A 16,275-nucleotide genomic window follows, 5' to 3' on the forward strand; every position below is an offset into this window, starting at 1 on the left:
CGAGCCGGGCGGGCACTCCGGTCATGCATTTTTCGCGGCGGGCGCAGCGTTGCGAGAGACCCCGCCTCGCATGCCGAATCGGGATCATGTGCGCGCATCGGGTGCTCACCCGATGCGCGCACAATCGCGCAACCTCGAAACGTGCGAACGCAATCCAGTCATCAGGACTACGATCGATCCGATCAGGCTGCCAACCTTGCGGAAACGAACGACGCGCATGACACAGAGAAACGATGACTCGGAAATGACGCTGCGCAATCACGTCACGCCGAATATCCAGTCGAGCGTCCCGAATGACACAGTAAGCCAATGCGAAATAAAAGAATGTGATTTGAAAGAAATGGAATTGGCCGCCGCGACAAACGGAATCGACTTTTCCTTTACTGCAAGGTATAAGCGGAGCTGGTTTTATTCGATGCGGGCACAACGGGAAACCGGTGAGAATCCGGTACGGTCGCGCCACTGTGTCGGGACGGCGCATGCCATTGCATGCCGATCCCGAAGCCAGACCTCGTTATGCCGCCTGCCCCGTCACCGTTCGGAACGCGTGCCTTCCGGGAGATTCACGATGCTTGACCGATTCACTCAGATTTTCAACGACTCGAACACGAGTGTGCGACGAAAGTTGCTGGGCATCTATGGCGTCCTGATCGCCATCAACGTGCTGGCGTGGGTGTGGGCGCTGGTGGCTTTCCACAACTATCCGGTACTGCTCGGCACCGCCATGCTCGCCTACGGCTTCGGGCTGCGTCACGCAGTCGACGCCGACCACATCGCCGCAATCGACAACGTCACGCGCAAGCTGATGCAGGAAAAGAAACGCCCGGTCGCGGTCGGCTTCTTCTTCTCGCTCGGCCATTCGACCGTCGTCGTGCTCGCGTCGATCGCCGTTGCGGTCGCGACCACGGCGATCCAGAGCCGCTTCGACAATTTCAAGGCAATCGGCGGCATCATCGGCACGGCGGTCTCGGCGTTTTTCCTGTTCGCGCTCGCGCTGATGAACTTCATGATCCTGCGCGGCATCTACCGCGCATGGCGCCACGTCCGCAGCGGCGGAGCCTACGTCGACGACGATTTCGACATGCTGCTCGCCGATCGCGGCTTCCTCGCGCGCCTCTTCCGGCCGCTGTTCCGGCTCGTGACGCGCAGCTGGCACATGTATCCGATCGGCTTCCTGTTCGGCCTCGGTTTCGACACGGCGACCGAGATCAGCCTGCTCGGCATCGCCGCGACCCAGGCCGCGAAGGGCTTGTCGCCGTGGGCCATCATGGTCTTTCCCGTGCTGTTCAGCGCCGGCATGTCGCTCGTCGACACGCTCGACGGCCACTTGATGCTCGGCGCCTACGGCTGGGCCTACCAGAAGCCGCTGCGCAAGATCTACTACAACATGACGATCACGCTCGTGTCGATCGTGGTCGCGCTCGTCATCGGCGGCATCGAGGCGCTGGGCCTGCTCGCCGATCAGCTGAACCTGAAGGGTTCGCCATGGGATGCGATCGGAACGCTCAACGACAACTTCGGCATGCTCGGCTACATCATCATCGGCATCTTCGCGGCCAGCTGGATCGTGTCGATCGTCATCTACCGGGTGAAGCGCTTCGATGAAGTGCCGTTGAACACGCCCACCTGACCGATCGACGGAACCGACGGGCGGCTTCCTCCGTCCGGTCCGCCAGCGACACATGCCTGCCAGGCGCGATGCGTCGCCACCCATCGGGCGCGCCTCGACCGGGCATCGACGGCCGGCGGCGGCCCCCGCTCCCCGCCTGGGCGCACCGCCCGCACCCGCGCCCGGCGGCTTCCGCCCGGGCCGCCGCCAGCGGCGGGCGGCCCTCGCCTGCTATACTTTCCTGTTACGTTGACCTTCCCGCGGCGCGTCCGACCCGGCGCGCCCGCCCGCACCCATGCTCGTTCTCGGCATAGAAAGCTCCTGCGACGAAACCGGCCTCGCGCTCTACGACACGCAGCGCGGCCTGCTCGCGCACGCGCTCCATTCGCAGATCGCGATGCACCGCGACTACGGCGGCGTCGTGCCCGAACTCGCGTCGCGCGACCACATCCGCCGCGCGCTGCCGCTGCTCGAGGAGGTGATGGCGCAAAGCGGCACGCGCCGCGACGACATCGACGCGATCGCGTTCACGCAGGGCCCCGGCCTCGCCGGCGCGCTGCTGGTCGGCGCGAGCATCGCGAATGCACTCGCGCTCGCCTGGAACAAGCCGACCGTCGGCATCCATCACCTCGAAGGCCACCTGTTGTCGCCGCTGCTCGTCGACGCGCCGCCGCCGTTCCCGTTCGTCGCGCTGCTGGTGTCCGGCGGCCACACGCAGCTGATGCGCGTGACCGACGTCGGCGTGTACGAAACGCTCGGCGAAACGCTCGACGATGCGGCCGGCGAGGCGTTCGACAAGACGGCCAAGCTGATCGGGCTCGGCTACCCGGGCGGCCCTGAAGTGTCGAAGCTCGCCGAAACGGGCACGCCGGGCGCGGTCGTGCTGCCGCGTCCGATGCTGCATTCGGGCGATCTCGACTTCAGTTTCAGCGGCCTGAAGACGGCCGTGCTCACGCAGATGAAGAAGTTCGAGGCGGCCGGGCTCGAAGGCGAAGCGCTCGACCGCGCAAAGGCCGACCTCGCACGCGGCTTCGTCGACGCGGCCGTCGACGTGCTGGTCGCGAAGTCGCTCGCCGCGCTGAAGAAAACGAAGCTCAAGCGCCTCGTGGTCGCGGGCGGCGTCGGCGCGAACCGCCAGTTGCGCACCGCGCTGTCGGCCGCCGCCGCGAAGCGCGGCTTCGACGTGCACTACCCCGATCTTGCACTCTGCACCGACAACGGCGCGATGATCGCGCTTGCGGGCGCCTTGCGGCTCGGCCGCTGGCCCGAGCAGGCGAATGCCGACTACGCGTTCACGGTGAAGCCGCGCTGGGATCTCGCGTCGCTCGCGCGCTGACCCGCGGCGCGCGCCCGCCCGCGCACGTAGCGGTCGGGCAAAAACAAAATGGCCGCTCGAAAACGAGCGGCCATTTTTCATCGGCGCGACAAAACGCCGCGGCGTTATGCCGCCTGCCGCTTGTCGCGTTCGATCAGCGCATACGCGCTGTGATTGTGGATCGACTCGAAGTTCTCGGCCTCGAGCACGTACGCGGCCACGCGCTCGTCCGCATCGAGACGCTGCGCGACGTCGCGCACGAGATCCTCGACGAACTTCGGGTTCTCGTACGCGCGCTCGGTGACGAACTTCTCGTCCGGACGCTTCAGCAGGCCCCACAGCTCGCACGACGCCTCTTCTTCCGCGATGCGGATCAGCGCCTCGACCGGCAGGTCGGCCGCCAGCTCCGCGTCGATCGTCACGTGCGAACGCTGGTTGTGCGCGCCGTATTGCGAGATCTTCTTCGAGCACGGGCACAGGCTCGTCACGGGCACGAGCACCTTCAGGAACAGGCGCGTCTCGCCGTTGCGGCTTTCGCCCGCGAGCGTCACTTCATAATCGAGCAGGCTCTGCACACCGGACACCGGCGCCGTCTTGTTCACGAAATACGGGAACGTGACCTCGATGCGGCCCGCCTCGGCCTCGAGCTTCTCGAGCATCGACGCCAGCATTGCGCGGAAGCGCTCGACCGTCAGCGGCGCGCGGTTTTCCTCGAGCAGCGCGACGAAGCGCGACATGTGCGTGCCCTTCTGGTCGGCCGGCAGGCGGACGTCGAGGTTCCAGACGCCGACGGTCGGCTGCACGTCGCCGCTTTCGGTACACACCGTCAACGGATGCCGGACCGCCTTCACGCCTACGCGCTGAATCGGAATCTGACGGGTATCCACCGTGCTCTGCACGTCGGGCATCACGAAGGCGGGATTCATCTGGTTCATCTTGTTCAATCCTTGTAAGCCGCGCGTCCGACGACGCGCACACCGCATATGCGGCAGCCGGAAAAGCAACATGGGCCCGCAGGCCCATGTTTTCCGCATCAATGAAGACCGGTTACGCCAGTCGCACCGGCGCCGCCCGCAGGCGGCGACGGCTTACGCGACGCGCTTGGCCTGATCGGCGACATCGGCCGCCGGGCTCAGGAAGCGTTCGCGAATCGATTTCGCGATACCCGCACCGTCGAGGCCGCATTGCGACAGCAGCTTCGCGGGATCGCCATGATCGATGAACAGGTCAGGGAGGCCCAATTGTAGTACGGGTCGGATAACCCCACTCTCCATCAGGGCTTCCACGCAGGCCGAGCCCGCGCCGCCCATCACGCAGCCTTCCTCGACCGTGACGAGGTAGTCGTGCGTCTCGGCGAGTTCGCGCACGAGCGCCGCGTCGACCGGCTTCACGAAGCGCATGTTCGCGACGGTGGCATCGAGCTCTTCGCCTGCGACGAGCGACGGAGCGACCATCGTGCCGAACGCGAGAATCGCGACACGCTTGCCTTCCGTCTGCGACGTGCGGCGACGCACTTCACCCTTGCCGAGCGGGATCTCGGTGAATTCCTTCACCGTCGGCACGCCCGTACCCGCGCCACGCGGATAACGCACCGCCGTCGGGTTCGGCTGTTGCAGCGCCGTGTGCAGCATCTGGCGGCATTCGTTCTCGTCGGACGCCGCCATGACCGTCATGTTCGGAATGCAGCGCATGAACGCGAGATCGTACGCGCCCGCGTGCGTCGCGCCGTCCGCGCCGACGAGGCCCGCGCGGTCGATCGCGAACACGACCGGCAGGTTCTGCAGCGCGACGTCGTGAATCAGTTGATCGTACGCACGCTGCAGGAACGTCGAGTAGATCGCGACGACGGGCTTGAGCCCTTCGGTCGCGAGGCCACCCGCGAACGTCACCGCGTGCTGCTCGGCGATGCCGACGTCGTAGTAGCGTTCCTTGAAGCGCTTCTCGAACTCGACCATGCCCGAGCCTTCGCGCATCGCGGGCGTAATGCCGACGACGCGCGTATCGCGCTCGGCTTCATCGCACAGCCACTCGCCGAACACCTGCGTGTACGACTTCTTCGCGGGCGTAGCGGACGGCTTGATGCCTTCGGCCGGATTGAACTTGCCGGGGCCGTGGTAGAGCACGGGATCGGCTTCGGCGAGCTTGTAGCCCTGGCCTTTCTTCGTCACCACGTGCAGGAACTGCGGGCCGCGCAGTTCGCGGATGTTCTGCAGCGTCGGGATCAGCGAATCGAGATCGTGACCGTCGATCGGGCCGATGTAGTTGAAGCCGAACTCTTCGAACAGCGTGGCCGGCACGACCATGCCCTTCGCGTGCTCCTCGAGCTTGCGCGCGAGTTCGAGCACCGGCGGCGCAACGCTCAGCACGCGCTCGACGCCCGCGCGCGCAGCCGCGTAGAAGCGGCCCGACATCAGGCGTGCGAGATGGCGATTCAGCGCGCCGACCGGCGGCGAGATCGACATGTCGTTGTCGTTCAGGATCACGAGCACCTTCGCGTCTTCCGACACGCCGGCGTTGTTCATCGCCTCGAACGCCATGCCGGCCGTCATCGCGCCGTCGCCGATCACGGCGATCGAGAAGCGATCGTCGCCGTTCAACTGGCTGCCGATCGCCATGCCGAGCGCGGCCGAGATCGACGTGCTCGAGTGCGCGGTGCCGAACGTGTCGTATTCGGACTCCGAACGGCGCGGGAAACCCGAAATGCCGTCCTGCTGACGCAGCGAGTGCATCTGGTCGCGGCGACCCGTCAGGATCTTGTGCGGGTAGGTCTGGTGGCCCACGTCCCAGACGATGCGATCGTTCGGCGTGTTGAACACGTAATGCAACGCGATCGTCAGCTCGACCGTCCCGAGGTTGGACGACAAATGGCCGCCCGTCTTCGATACGCTGTCGAGCACGAACGCGCGCAGTTCATCCGCGAGCGGTTGCAGTTGGCGACGATCGAGGCGGCGCAAATCCGCCGGGTCGTCGATGGTTTTCAGCAAGTCGTACATCGTCGTTCCATTGTAGGAAATCAAACGCGCCCGCATTCTGTTGCACGCACCATGCAGAGCGAGTGCGCGGCGGCGGGCTTTCGCGTCAGCTGACCCGGTTTACCACCAGGTCGGCAAGTTCGGCGAGACGCTGAGCGCGTGCGCCGAACGGTTTCAGCGCATCGTGCGCTTCGGCGCGCAGCTGCGCTGCCAGCTCGCGCGACGCCTCGAGTCCGAGGATCGATACATAGGTGGGCTTGTCGTTCGCCGCGTCCTTGCCGGCGGTCTTGCCGAGCGTCGCCGAATCGGTCGTGACGTCGAGAATATCGTCGACGACCTGGAAGGCCAGACCCACGGCCCCCGCGTAGACATCCAGCGCCGCCATCGTTTCCGCCGACGGCGTTTCGCCGGCCAGCGCGCCCATCCGCACGGCCGCGCGCAGCAGTGCGCCCGTCTTCATCCGGTGCATCGTTTCGAGCTGCTCGCGCGTCAGCTTGAGGCCGACGCTCGCCAGATCGATCGCCTGCCCGCCGGCCATGCCGATCGAGCCGCTCGCGAGCGCCAGCTCGCGCACGAGCGCCGCCTGTTGCACGGGCGACAGCGCGGCGGCGTCGGTCAGCGCCACGAAAGCCTGCGACTGCAGCGCGTCGCCGACGAGCAGCGCCGTGGGCTCGTCGTACTGCACGTGCACGGTCGGCTTGCCGCGACGCAGCGCGTCGTCGTCCATGCACGGCATGTCGTCGTGCACGAGCGAATAGACGTGGATCATCTCCAGTGCCGCGGCCGCCGCATTGCGCGCCGCTTCCGTCGCGCCGGTCAGTTCGCCCGCTGCATGGCACAGCAGCGGACGGACGCGTTTGCCGCCGCCGAGGACTGCGTAGCGCATCGCCTCGTGGAGTTGCGTCGGCACCGCGGTTTCAGCGGGCAGATAGTGGCCGAGAGCGTCCTCGACACGGTCCAGCACGGACCGCATCCATTGTTCGAATGTCATAGATCGTCGTCTTCGCCGTCCGTGGCGGCCGTTCCGGACGAAAGCGGCTTCAGCGTCGCGCCATCCAGCACGCGAACCTGTTGCTCCACTTTCTCAAGCTGCTGTTGGCAAAACGCAACGAGGGTCGCACCGCGGCGGTATGCCGTCAGTGAATCCTCGAGGCTCAACGCGCCGCCTTCCATCCGGGCAACCAGCGTCTCGAGTTCCGCGAGCGCCGTCTCGTAATTGTCCGGCAACGGTTCGGTGCCATTGTCGGGCGGCGCGGCGCCTGGGGATGCGGTTTTCGCCATGGACGAGGGTGTCAAATTTCAAAACAAGTCGGACATTCTACGGCAAAAGAGAATTTTCCGACCTGCCGTCGTGGGCACCCGGGTACATCTTCCGGCCCCATCTCCGCCATACATTGTGCGCCGCCCATGGGCCGCCCGACAAAAAATTGACACAAATCAGGCACTTAATCCTAGCCTTACGAGGCGATCCGGGTATAATTCCCCGTTTCCCTAAATCGATTTTTCGATGGTTGGGTTGTTCACTGCTTTCACGCTAACACCGGGAGTGGGAATGTCCAATCTGAGCGATGCGCTTCAGTTGAAGTCGGCTCACAGCCAGCTTCCAGTCACTGCATACTTCGATGAGGCGCTGCTCCAGCGCGAGATCGAAACCCTCTTCAAGAAAGGACCTCGTTACGTCGGGCACGAGTTGATGGTGCCCGAGGCGGGGGATTATTTTGCGCTGCCTTCCGAGCAGGAAGGCCGCGTGCTGGTCCGCAACCCGGCGAACCAGATCGAACTGCTGTCGAACGTCTGCCGCCACCGGCAGGCCATCATGCTCAACGGGCGCGGACACACGCAGAACATCGTGTGCCCGCTGCACCGCTGGACGTACGATCTGGAAGGCGAGTTGCTCGGGGCACCGCATTTCCCCGACAAGCCCTGCCTGAATCTCGGCAAGAGCCCGCTGCAGCACTGGCAGGGGCTGCTGTTCGAGGCCGAAGGCCGGAACGTCGCGCGCGACCTCGCCAACCTCGGCACGAAGCATCACTTCGACTTCTCCGAGTACCACTTCGATCACGTCGAAGTGCACGAGTGCGATTACAACTGGAAGACGTTCATCGAGGTCTACCTCGAGGATTACCACGTCGTCCCGTTCCACCCGGGCCTCGGCAGTTTCGTGTCGTGCGACGATCTCAAGTGGGAGTTCGGCGACTGGTACAGCGTGCAGACGGTCGGCGTGCACAACGCCCTCGCGAAACCGGGCAGCGCGACTTATCAGAAATGGCACGAGCAGGTGCTGAAGTTCCGCAACGGCGTGCCGCCGGAGTTCGGTGCGATCTGGATGGTCTATTACCCGGGCCTGATGATCGAGTGGTATCCGCACGTGCTCGTGGTGTCGTGGCTGATCCCGCGCGGCCCGCAGAAGACGACCAACATCGTCGAGTTCTATTACCCCGAGGAAATCGCGCTGTTCGAACGCGAATTCGTCGAGGCCGAGCGCGCCGCCTATATGGAAACGGCCATCGAGGACGACGAGATCGCCATGCGAATGGATGCAGGCCGCCGGGCGCTGATGGCGCGCGGCGAATCGCAGGTCGGGCCGTACCAGAGCCCGATGGAAGACGGCATGCAGCACTTCCACGAGTTCCTGCGCCGCCACCTCGGCGAGATCTGACGGCCGGTGCGGCATCTTGACGCCGCACCTCAACCGGCAGACGAAAAGACGGGCTTCGGCCCGTCTTTTTTTGTTTAGACTTGGAGTATCAGGCCAATTGCACTCCACGGAGCCGTCATGCCACACACCCACTACACCACGCTCATCTCCGCCGCCAATCTCGCCGAGCGCCTGGCGGCAGCGCCCGACAGCGTCGCGCTGTTCGACTGCCGCTTCGACCTCATCGATCCCACCACGGGCGAAGCCGCGTATGCGGCCGGTCATATTCCCGGCGCACAGTACCTTCATCTCGATCGCGACCTGTCCGGCCGCAAGACGGGCACCAACGGCCGCCATCCGCTGCCGACCCGCGACGCGCTCGCCACGCTTCTCGCCAGTCGCGGCCTCAAGCAAGGCCAACAGGTCGTCGCATACGACGCGCAAGGCGGCTCCTATGCGGCGCGCCTGTGGTGGATGCTGCGCTGGCTCGGCCACGATTCGGTCGCCGTACTCGACGGCGGCCTGCAAGCCTGGCAAGCGGCGGGCCACGCACTGTCGACCGACGTGCCGCAGCCGATCGCCGGCGACTTCCGCGCGGCCACGCCGCTCGAATCGACGGTCGACGCGGCAGCCGTGCTCGCGAACCTGAGCGCACCCACGCGCATCGTGATCGATGCGCGCGCACCGGATCGCTACCGCGGCGAAAACGAAATTGTCGATCCCGTGGGCGGCCACATCCCCGGCGCGCGCAATCGCTTCTTCAAGGACAACCTGGCCGCCGACGGCCGCTTCAAGACCGGCCATGAATTGCGCGAGGCGTTTTCCGCCGTGCTCGCGGGCATCGAACCGAATCGCGTGATCCTGCAATGCGGCTCCGGCGTCACCGCGTGCCACAACGCCCTCGCGCTGGAGATTGCGGGCCTGCACGGCGCGTCGCTGTATCCGGGCTCGTGGAGCGAATGGAGCGCCGATCCGTCGCGGCCGGTCGCAACCGGCCCGACGCCGTAAGCGCCGACGCGGCGCAGGCGCAACGAAGCGGCGGCATGTGCCGCCGCTTGTCGTTTACATCACGCCGTATTGGCGGAGCCACGCGATCGCGCGCTTCCAGCTCTCCTCCGCATCCGCCTTCACATAGCTCGGACGGTAGTCGGCAAAGAACGCGTGACCGGCATCCGGATACACGACGATCTCCGATTCGCGCGCGAGCTTCGAATCGCTCGCCTGGATTGCCCGCCGCATGTCGGCGAGCGACGCCTGCGTGATGTTCGCGTCCTTCTCGCCATACAGCCCGAGCACCGGCACCTTCAGCGACGCGGCATGATCGACCGGATTGAACGGGGTCATCTCGTCGGTCTTGCCTTCCACGAACCCATACCACGCGACGGCCGCGCGCACATGCGGATTGTGCTCGGCATACAGCCACGACTGACGGCCGCCCCAGCAGAACCCGACCACGCCGAGACGCGCCAGGTCGCCGCCGTTCCTGCCGGCCCATGCGACCGTCGCATCGAGATCCTCGGTGACCTGCCGGTCCGGCACCTTGCTGACGACGTTCTCGTACAGATCCTTGATCGTCGGATACTTCGCCGCATTGCCCTGCCGCGCATAAAGGTCGGGCGCGATCGCGAGATAGCCGAGCTTCGCGAAGCGGCGGCAGATATCGGCGATGTGCGCGTGCACGCCGAAGATTTCGTGGATCACGATGACGACGGGCAGGTTCGTCTTGTCCTTCGGTTGCGCGCGATACGCGGGCACGCTCGCGTCGCCCGAGCGGATCTCGACCGTGTCGACGTCCAGCCCGTCGCTGTCGGTCGTGACCGTCTGCGCCGACACGGGCAGCACGGCCGCCGCGAAGGTGCCGCCCAGCGCGGCCTGCATGAACTTGCGGCGCGTGAACGGAACGTGGGGGACCAGGCTGTCGACTTCGGGTTTCAACATGAATGCACTCCTCGATTGGGTGCCGCCGCCGCGATCTCCGACGCGGCATGGCGGGGCATCGCGCCGGCGCGCGGCGCGGATGTCGCGGCGGTTGGCCCCCCGCCGCGAACGGAAACCCGAACAAGATGCCCAATAATCCGTTGTCGCGTCAACTGTCGGATATGTAAGACTCGATTACGGCCCGTCGATCCGGCCGCGTCGGCCGTCGCGCACAAGCCCGCCGACAGCGGGCCGGCCGCGACGCGACCGGCCGCCTGCCGATCGCCCGCTGCGCGACCGAATGCTTGCGGACTGATACGGGAAACGCGCCATGGCTCCTGCCCGACCCGCGCGCGCATGGCCGCGCGGCCGCAAAAAACGCGGCGAGCGGCGACCATGCACGACGCGCGCCCGCCCTCGCCCTCGCCCGCTCCCCGCGTACGCGCGCTCAGTGCAGCTTGACGCGCGGCAGCGTCGTGCGCCGCAGCCAGTGCGCGACCGTGTCGAGCATCATCCGCGGATAGCCGTGCAGCGCCGCGATATGCAACCGGTAGAGCGACATGTACATGAAGCGCGCGAACAGCCCCTCGATCAGCATGTTGCCGCCGATCAGCCCGCCCATCAGGTTGCCGACCGCGCTGAAGTGGCCGAGCGACACGAGCGAACCGAAATCGCGATACGTGAACTCGGGCAGCGGACGCCCGTCGAGCCGGCAGCCGATCGCCTTCAGCAGGAAGCTCGCCTGCTGATGCGCGGCCTGCGCGCGCGGCGGCACGTTGCGCTCGTTGCCGGGCCACACGCATGCCGCGCAATCGCCGAGCGCGAACACGTTGTCGTCGGTGAAGGTCTGCAGCGTGCGGCGCACGTCGAGCTGGCCCAGCTTGTTGACCTGGAGACCGTCGAGATGCGCCAGCACGGACGGCGCCTTGATGCCGGCCGCCCATACCGTCAGGTCCGCGCGCACCGCCTTGCCGCTGGCGGTATGCACGACGCCCGGCGCGACCTCGGTCACGCGCTCGCCGAGCATCAGCCGCACGCCGAGCTTTTCGAGCAGTTCGGCCGTCGCCGACGACACGCGCTCCTGCAGCGCCGGCAGAATGCGCGGCCCCGATTCGATCAGCACGATGCCGACGTCGTGGCGCGGGTCGAGCTTGTGCAGGCCGTACACGGACAGCACCTGCGCCGTATTGCGCAGTTCGGCGGACAACTCGACGCCCGTCGCGCCGCCGCCGACGATCACCACCTGGATGCGCGGCTCGGCCGCTTCGCCCGGCGCGGCCTGCGCCGGCGCCGGCGCCTGGTGTTCGGCGCGCATGCACGCGGCGATCAGGCGCTTGCGGAACCGCTCGGCCTCGCCGACGGTATCGAGCGCGATCGCGTTTCCCGACGCGCCCTGCACGCCGAAGAAGTGGGTCGTGCTGCCGATCGCGATCACGAGCGTGTCATATTCCAGCTCGCGCGCCGGCAGCAGCGCCTCGCCGTCGCTGTCGTTGACGGGCGCGAGCGTCAGGCGCTTCGCCGCGCGGTCGAGCCCGGTCAGCTCGCCCTGCTGGAACTCGAAGCCGTGCCAGCGCGCCTGCGCCGCATACTCGAGTTCCTGCGTGAAGGGATCCATGCTGCCGGCCGCGACCTCGTGCAGCAGCGGTTTCCAGATGTGCGTCGGATTGCGGTCGACAAGCGTGACGAGCGCACGCGCGGGACGATTGCCGCGTGCACCGTAACGGTCGCCGAGCCGCGTCGCCAGTTCCAGGCCGCCCGCGCCTCCGCCTACGATGATGATCCGGTGCATCTGTTCCCCCCTTTGCGATTCGAAACTGCCATCGCCGGACGATGCGTACGCGATGCATGCGCGCCGCCCGGTGGATTAACCGGTTAGGACATCATCGATGTGCAGTTCGAAGCACTTCGATACGTCCGCCCCGGAACGCGGGGCGTGCCGCCCCCGCATCAATGACATGGTTGACATGCATTGTCCGGGAGCTTGCACGCTGACCACAAGCAAACCATCTCGATATTCAGCATCCCTGCAACAATATGCCGCAGGAATCGGGAGCCGTGCGGCGGTGCGTCAGTGCGCCTCCTCCCAGTTCGCACCGGCGCCCACTTCGGCGACGAGCGGCACCTTCAGCTTCGCCACGCCGCACATCATTTCCGGCAGCTTTTCGCGCACCAGCGACAACTCGCTTTCGGGCACCTCGAGCACCAGTTCATCGTGCACCTGCATGATCATCCGCGACGCCAGCCGGTCGCGCGTGAGCCAGCCGTCCACCGCGATCATCGACAGCTTGATCAGGTCGGCGGCCGTGCCCTGCATCGGCGCGTTGATCGCCGCGCGCTCGGCCGCCTGGCGGCGCGGACCGTTGCCGCCGTTGATCTCGGGCAGCCACAGGCGGCGGCCGAACACGGTTTCGACGTAGCCCTTCTCCTTCGCGAGCGCACGCGTGTCTTCCATGTACTGCGCGACGCCCGGATAGCGGGCGAAATAACGGTCGATATAGAGCTTCGCCGCATCGCGCGTAATGCCGAGGTTCGACGCGAGACCGAACGCGCTCATCCCGTAGATGAGCCCGAAGTTGATCACCTTCGCGATCCGGCGCTGATCGGAATTGACCTCCAGCGGCGTCACGCCGAACACCTCGGCGGCCGTCGCGCGATGGATGTCCTCGCCCTGCGAGAACGCGCGCAGCAGCGACGCGTCGCCCGAAATGTGCGCCATGATCCGCAGTTCGATCTGCGAATAATCGGCCGACACGATCCGGTGGCCCGGCGATGCGATGAACGCTTCGCGGATCCGCCGGCCTTCGGCCGTGCGCACCGGAATGTTCTGAAGATTCGGATCGTTCGACGCCAGGCGGCCGGTGACGGCCACCGCCTGCGCGTAGTTCGTGTGCACGCGGCCCGTCGCGGGGTTCACCATGCGCGGCAGCTTGTCGGTATAGGTCGACTTCAGCTTCGACAGCCCGCGATGCTCGAGCAGCAGCTTCGGCAGCGGGTAATCCTCGGCCAGCTTCTGCAGCACTTCCTCGTCGGTCGACGGCGCGCCGCTCGGCGTCTTCTTCACGACCGGCAACTGCAGCTTCTCGAAGAAGATCTGCCCGATCTGCTTCGGCGAGCCGAGATTGAATTCGCCGCCCGCCAGTTCGTACGCCTGCGCCTCCAGCTCGATCAGGCGCGTCGCGATCTCGGTGCTCTGCGCCTGCAGGCGCGCATCGTCGATCAGCACGCCCGTGCGCTCCATCTTGCGCAGCACGAGCGACACCGGCATCTCGATCTCGCGATACACGCGCTCGAGGCCCGGCTCGCGCGCGACCTGCGGATACAGCGCGTGATGAAGCTGCAGCGTGATGTCCGCATCCTCGGCCGCGTATTCGGCGGCCTGCTCGAGCGCGACTTCGTCGAAACCGATCTGCTTCGCGCCCTTGCCCGCCACGTCCTCGTACTTGATCGTCTTGACGCCCAGATGACGCAGCGCGAGGCTGTCCATGTCGTGCGTGCGGTGCGATTCGAGCACGTACGATTCGAGCAGCGTGTCGTGCTCGATGCCGTTCAGCTCGATGTCGTAGTTCGCGAGCACCTGCGCGTCGTACTTCAGGTGCTGCCCGACCTTCTTGCGATCGGCCGATTCGAGCCACGGCTTCAGGCGCGCGAGCACTTCGTCGAGCGGAAGCTGCTCGGGCATGTCGGGGCCGCGGTGCGCGACCGGCAGGTACGCGGCCTTGCCCAGCTCGACCGAGAACGACAGGCCGACGAGCCGCGCGAGCATCGGGTCGAGCGAGGTCGTCTCGGTGTCGAACGCGGTCAGCGCGGCCGCGTCGATCTTCGCGAACCACGCGTCGAACTGCGCCCAGGTCTGGATCGTCTCGTATTCGCGGACGAGGTCGGCCGCCACCACCGGCGCCGGCTCGCCTTCCGGCGCATCGGCGCCGCCGCCTTCCGCCGGCGCGCTGTCGACTTCGCGCAGCCAGGTCTTGAAACCGTAGCGCGCGAAGATGTCGCGCAGCAGATCGCGCGCTTCGCCGTCGGTCTTCAGCGACGCCTCGATCGATTCGAGATGCGGCGCGAGATCGCAGGCCGTCTCGACGGTCACGAGCGTGCGGCCGAGCGGCAGGAAGTCGAGCGCGCGGCGCAGGTTGTCGCCGACCACGCCCTTGATGTCGCCCGCATGCGCGATGACGCCGTCGAGGCTGTCGTACTGCGACAGCCATTTCACGGCCGTCTTCGGCCCGCACTTCTCGACGCCCGGCACGTTGTCGACGGTGTCGCCGATCAGTGCGAGGTAGTCGATGATCCGCTCCGGCGGCACGCCGAACTTCGCGATCACGCCGTCGCGGTCGAGCGTCTCGTTGGTCATCGTGTTGACGAGCGTGACGTGGTCGGTCACGAGCTGCGCGAGATCCTTGTCGCCCGTCGACACGATCACGTTCATCCCGTGCCGCTCGGCTTCGCGCGCGAGCGTGCCGATCACGTCGTCGGCCTCGACGCCCTCGACCATCAGCAGCGGCCAGCCGAGCGCACGCACGGCGCCGTGGATCGGCTCGACCTGCAATGCGAGATCGGGCGGCATCGACGGGCGGTTTGCCTTATAGTCGGCATAGAGGTCGTCGCGGAACGTCTTGCCCTTTGCATCGAACACGCAAGCGCTATACTCTGCACTGACTTCCTTGCGCATACGGCGCAGCATGTTGATGATTCCGTAGAGCGCTCCGGTCGGCTCCCCGCCAGGGCCACGCAAATCAGGCATCGCATGGTAAGCCCGATAGAGATAGCTCGAACCGTCAACCAATAGCAGGGTCTTACCTTCCAGATTTCGTTCTTCAGGCATTATGAACAAGAGAAAAGTGATTCCGAGTCTGCGTTCGCTCGCAGATCAAGAACGCGCGACGGCCAAGAAGGCGCGCGCATCGTGGCAGATGTTCACGATTATGGCAGAGTTTATCGAGGCGACCGAGTACCTGTCGGAGATCCGCCCGGCCGTCAGCATCTACGGTTCCGCCCGCCTCAAGCCCGACACGCCGCACTACAAGCTCGCCGTGCAGATCGCGCGCAAGCTGTCCGACGCCGGCTTCGCGGTGATCTCCGGCGGCGGCCCCGGCATCATGGAAGCCGCGAACAAGGGCGCGCACGCCGGCAAGGCGCCGTCGGTCGGCCTGAACATCGAGCTGCCGCACGAACAGGCCGGCAACCACTACCAGGACATCTCGCTGCGCTTCCGCCACTTCTTCACGCGCAAGGTCACGTTCGTGAAGAATTCGGATGCGGTGATCGTGATGCCGGGCGGCTTCGGCACGCTCGACGAACTGTCCGAAGTGCTCACGCTGATCCAGACGAAGAAGTCGCGCCTCGTGCCGATCATTCTCGTCGGCAGCGAGTTCTGGAAGGGGCTGCTGCAATGGTTCCGCGACCAGTTGATTCCGATGGGCCTCATCAATCCGGAAGACATGGACCTGATGCAGGTGATCGACGATCCCGACCAGGTGCTCGATGCTGTGCTCGCGTTCTACGAGGACAGCGGCGAGGAAGAAGGTTCGGACGAAGAAGGCCGCCCGCCGCGGCCCGAAGAAGACCGGATGTTCTATCTTTAAGCCCTCCGGAGCGACAGCCGGCCCGCTGGCCGGCGCACCGCTTCCCGCGCGGCAGGCACGGCTGTCCGGCCGCCTGCCGCGCATCACTTTGTAACGCGCCGTTAATCCCGCTTCGCGGCCGCGCGCCGTCGAATGTCAAATCCGCGCAGCCGTTGCCGCGCGATGCACACGCCATCCTCTGCACCCGTGTTCCGCCATTGTCAAATGACGCGGCTCGATGCCCGCGCACCACGCGCGCCGGC

12 protein-coding genes are annotated in these 16,275 nt (G+C 66.1%); 5 read left to right on the forward strand and 7 right to left on the reverse strand.

Annotated features, from left to right (window positions below; translation table 11 throughout):
- Window positions 1–568: 568 nt before the first annotated feature.
- Complete coding sequence (locus tag GQ56_RS0116855; protein WP_031399767.1) at window positions 569–1,630, forward strand: HoxN/HupN/NixA family nickel/cobalt transporter; 1,062 nt, start codon at window positions 569–571, stop codon at window positions 1,628–1,630.
- Window positions 1,631–1,904: 274 nt separating this feature from the next.
- Window positions 1,905–2,945, forward strand: coding sequence for a tRNA (adenosine(37)-N6)-threonylcarbamoyltransferase complex transferase subunit TsaD (tsaD, locus tag GQ56_RS0116860; RefSeq protein WP_031399768.1), 1,041 nt, complete (start codon window positions 1,905–1,907; stop codon window positions 2,943–2,945).
- A 104-nt stretch (window positions 2,946–3,049) separates the two neighbouring features.
- Here the strand turns inward: tsaD and folE2 are convergent, their stop codons facing one another.
- The 4 genes from folE2 to GQ56_RS0116880 all read right to left on the reverse strand — a co-directional run bounded on the left by folE2 (window position 3,050) and on the right by GQ56_RS0116880 (window position 7,177).
- Entirely contained in the window at window positions 3,050–3,859 is an 810-nt protein-coding gene (gene folE2 / locus GQ56_RS0116865; RefSeq protein WP_031399769.1) for a GTP cyclohydrolase FolE2, read from the reverse strand.
- A 153-nt stretch (window positions 3,860–4,012) separates the two neighbouring features.
- Window positions 4,013–5,917: a 1-deoxy-D-xylulose-5-phosphate synthase gene (gene dxs, locus GQ56_RS0116870; RefSeq protein ID WP_031399770.1), complete on the reverse strand. Its 1,905-nt coding sequence runs from the start codon at window positions 5,915–5,917 to the stop codon at window positions 4,013–4,015.
- Window positions 5,918–6,002: 85 nt separating this feature from the next.
- Complete coding sequence (locus GQ56_RS0116875; protein ID WP_031399771.1) at window positions 6,003–6,887, reverse strand: polyprenyl synthetase family protein; 885 nt, start codon at window positions 6,885–6,887, stop codon at window positions 6,003–6,005.
- Entirely contained in the window at window positions 6,884–7,177 is a 294-nt protein-coding gene (locus GQ56_RS0116880) for an exodeoxyribonuclease VII small subunit (protein ID WP_031399772.1), read from the reverse strand. Before GQ56_RS0116880 ends, GQ56_RS0116875 begins: the two co-directional genes overlap by 4 nt.
- A 271-nt stretch (window positions 7,178–7,448) precedes the next feature.
- On the opposite strand from GQ56_RS0116880, the gene GQ56_RS0116885 reads away from it, so the two are divergent.
- Window positions 7,449–8,555 (forward strand): aromatic ring-hydroxylating oxygenase subunit alpha, encoded by a 1,107-nt coding sequence (locus tag GQ56_RS0116885; protein ID WP_031399773.1) that lies wholly within the window; start codon window positions 7,449–7,451, stop codon window positions 8,553–8,555.
- A 117-nt stretch (window positions 8,556–8,672) separates the two neighbouring features.
- Window positions 8,673–9,542, forward strand: coding sequence for a sulfurtransferase (locus tag GQ56_RS0116890; protein WP_031399774.1), 870 nt, complete (start codon window positions 8,673–8,675; stop codon window positions 9,540–9,542).
- Window positions 9,543–9,596: 54 nt separating this feature from the next.
- Here GQ56_RS0116890 and GQ56_RS0116895 read toward each other — a convergent pair whose 3' ends face one another.
- The 3 genes from GQ56_RS0116895 to polA form a co-directional block, all read right to left on the reverse strand.
- Window positions 9,597–10,472, reverse strand: coding sequence for a dienelactone hydrolase family protein (locus tag GQ56_RS0116895; protein WP_031399775.1), 876 nt, complete (start codon window positions 10,470–10,472; stop codon window positions 9,597–9,599).
- Window positions 10,473–10,899: 427 nt separating this feature from the next.
- Entirely contained in the window at window positions 10,900–12,240 is a 1,341-nt protein-coding gene (locus GQ56_RS0116900; RefSeq protein ID WP_031399776.1) for an NAD(P)/FAD-dependent oxidoreductase, read from the reverse strand.
- A 279-nt stretch (window positions 12,241–12,519) separates the two neighbouring features.
- Window positions 12,520–15,273 (reverse strand): DNA polymerase I, encoded by a 2,754-nt coding sequence (gene polA, locus GQ56_RS0116905; RefSeq protein ID WP_031399777.1) that lies wholly within the window; start codon window positions 15,271–15,273, stop codon window positions 12,520–12,522.
- Window position 15,274: 1 nt separating this feature from the next.
- Here polA and GQ56_RS0116910 point away from each other — a divergent pair, with 1 nt between their 5' ends.
- Window positions 15,275–16,033, forward strand: a complete 759-nt coding sequence (locus GQ56_RS0116910; protein ID WP_031399778.1) for an LOG family protein — start codon at window positions 15,275–15,277, stop codon at window positions 16,031–16,033.
- Window positions 16,034–16,275: the final 242 nt, after the last annotated feature.

The organism is Burkholderia paludis (genome assembly GCF_000732615.1).
GTDB classification, from domain to species: Bacteria; Pseudomonadota; Gammaproteobacteria; order Burkholderiales; family Burkholderiaceae; genus Burkholderia; species Burkholderia paludis.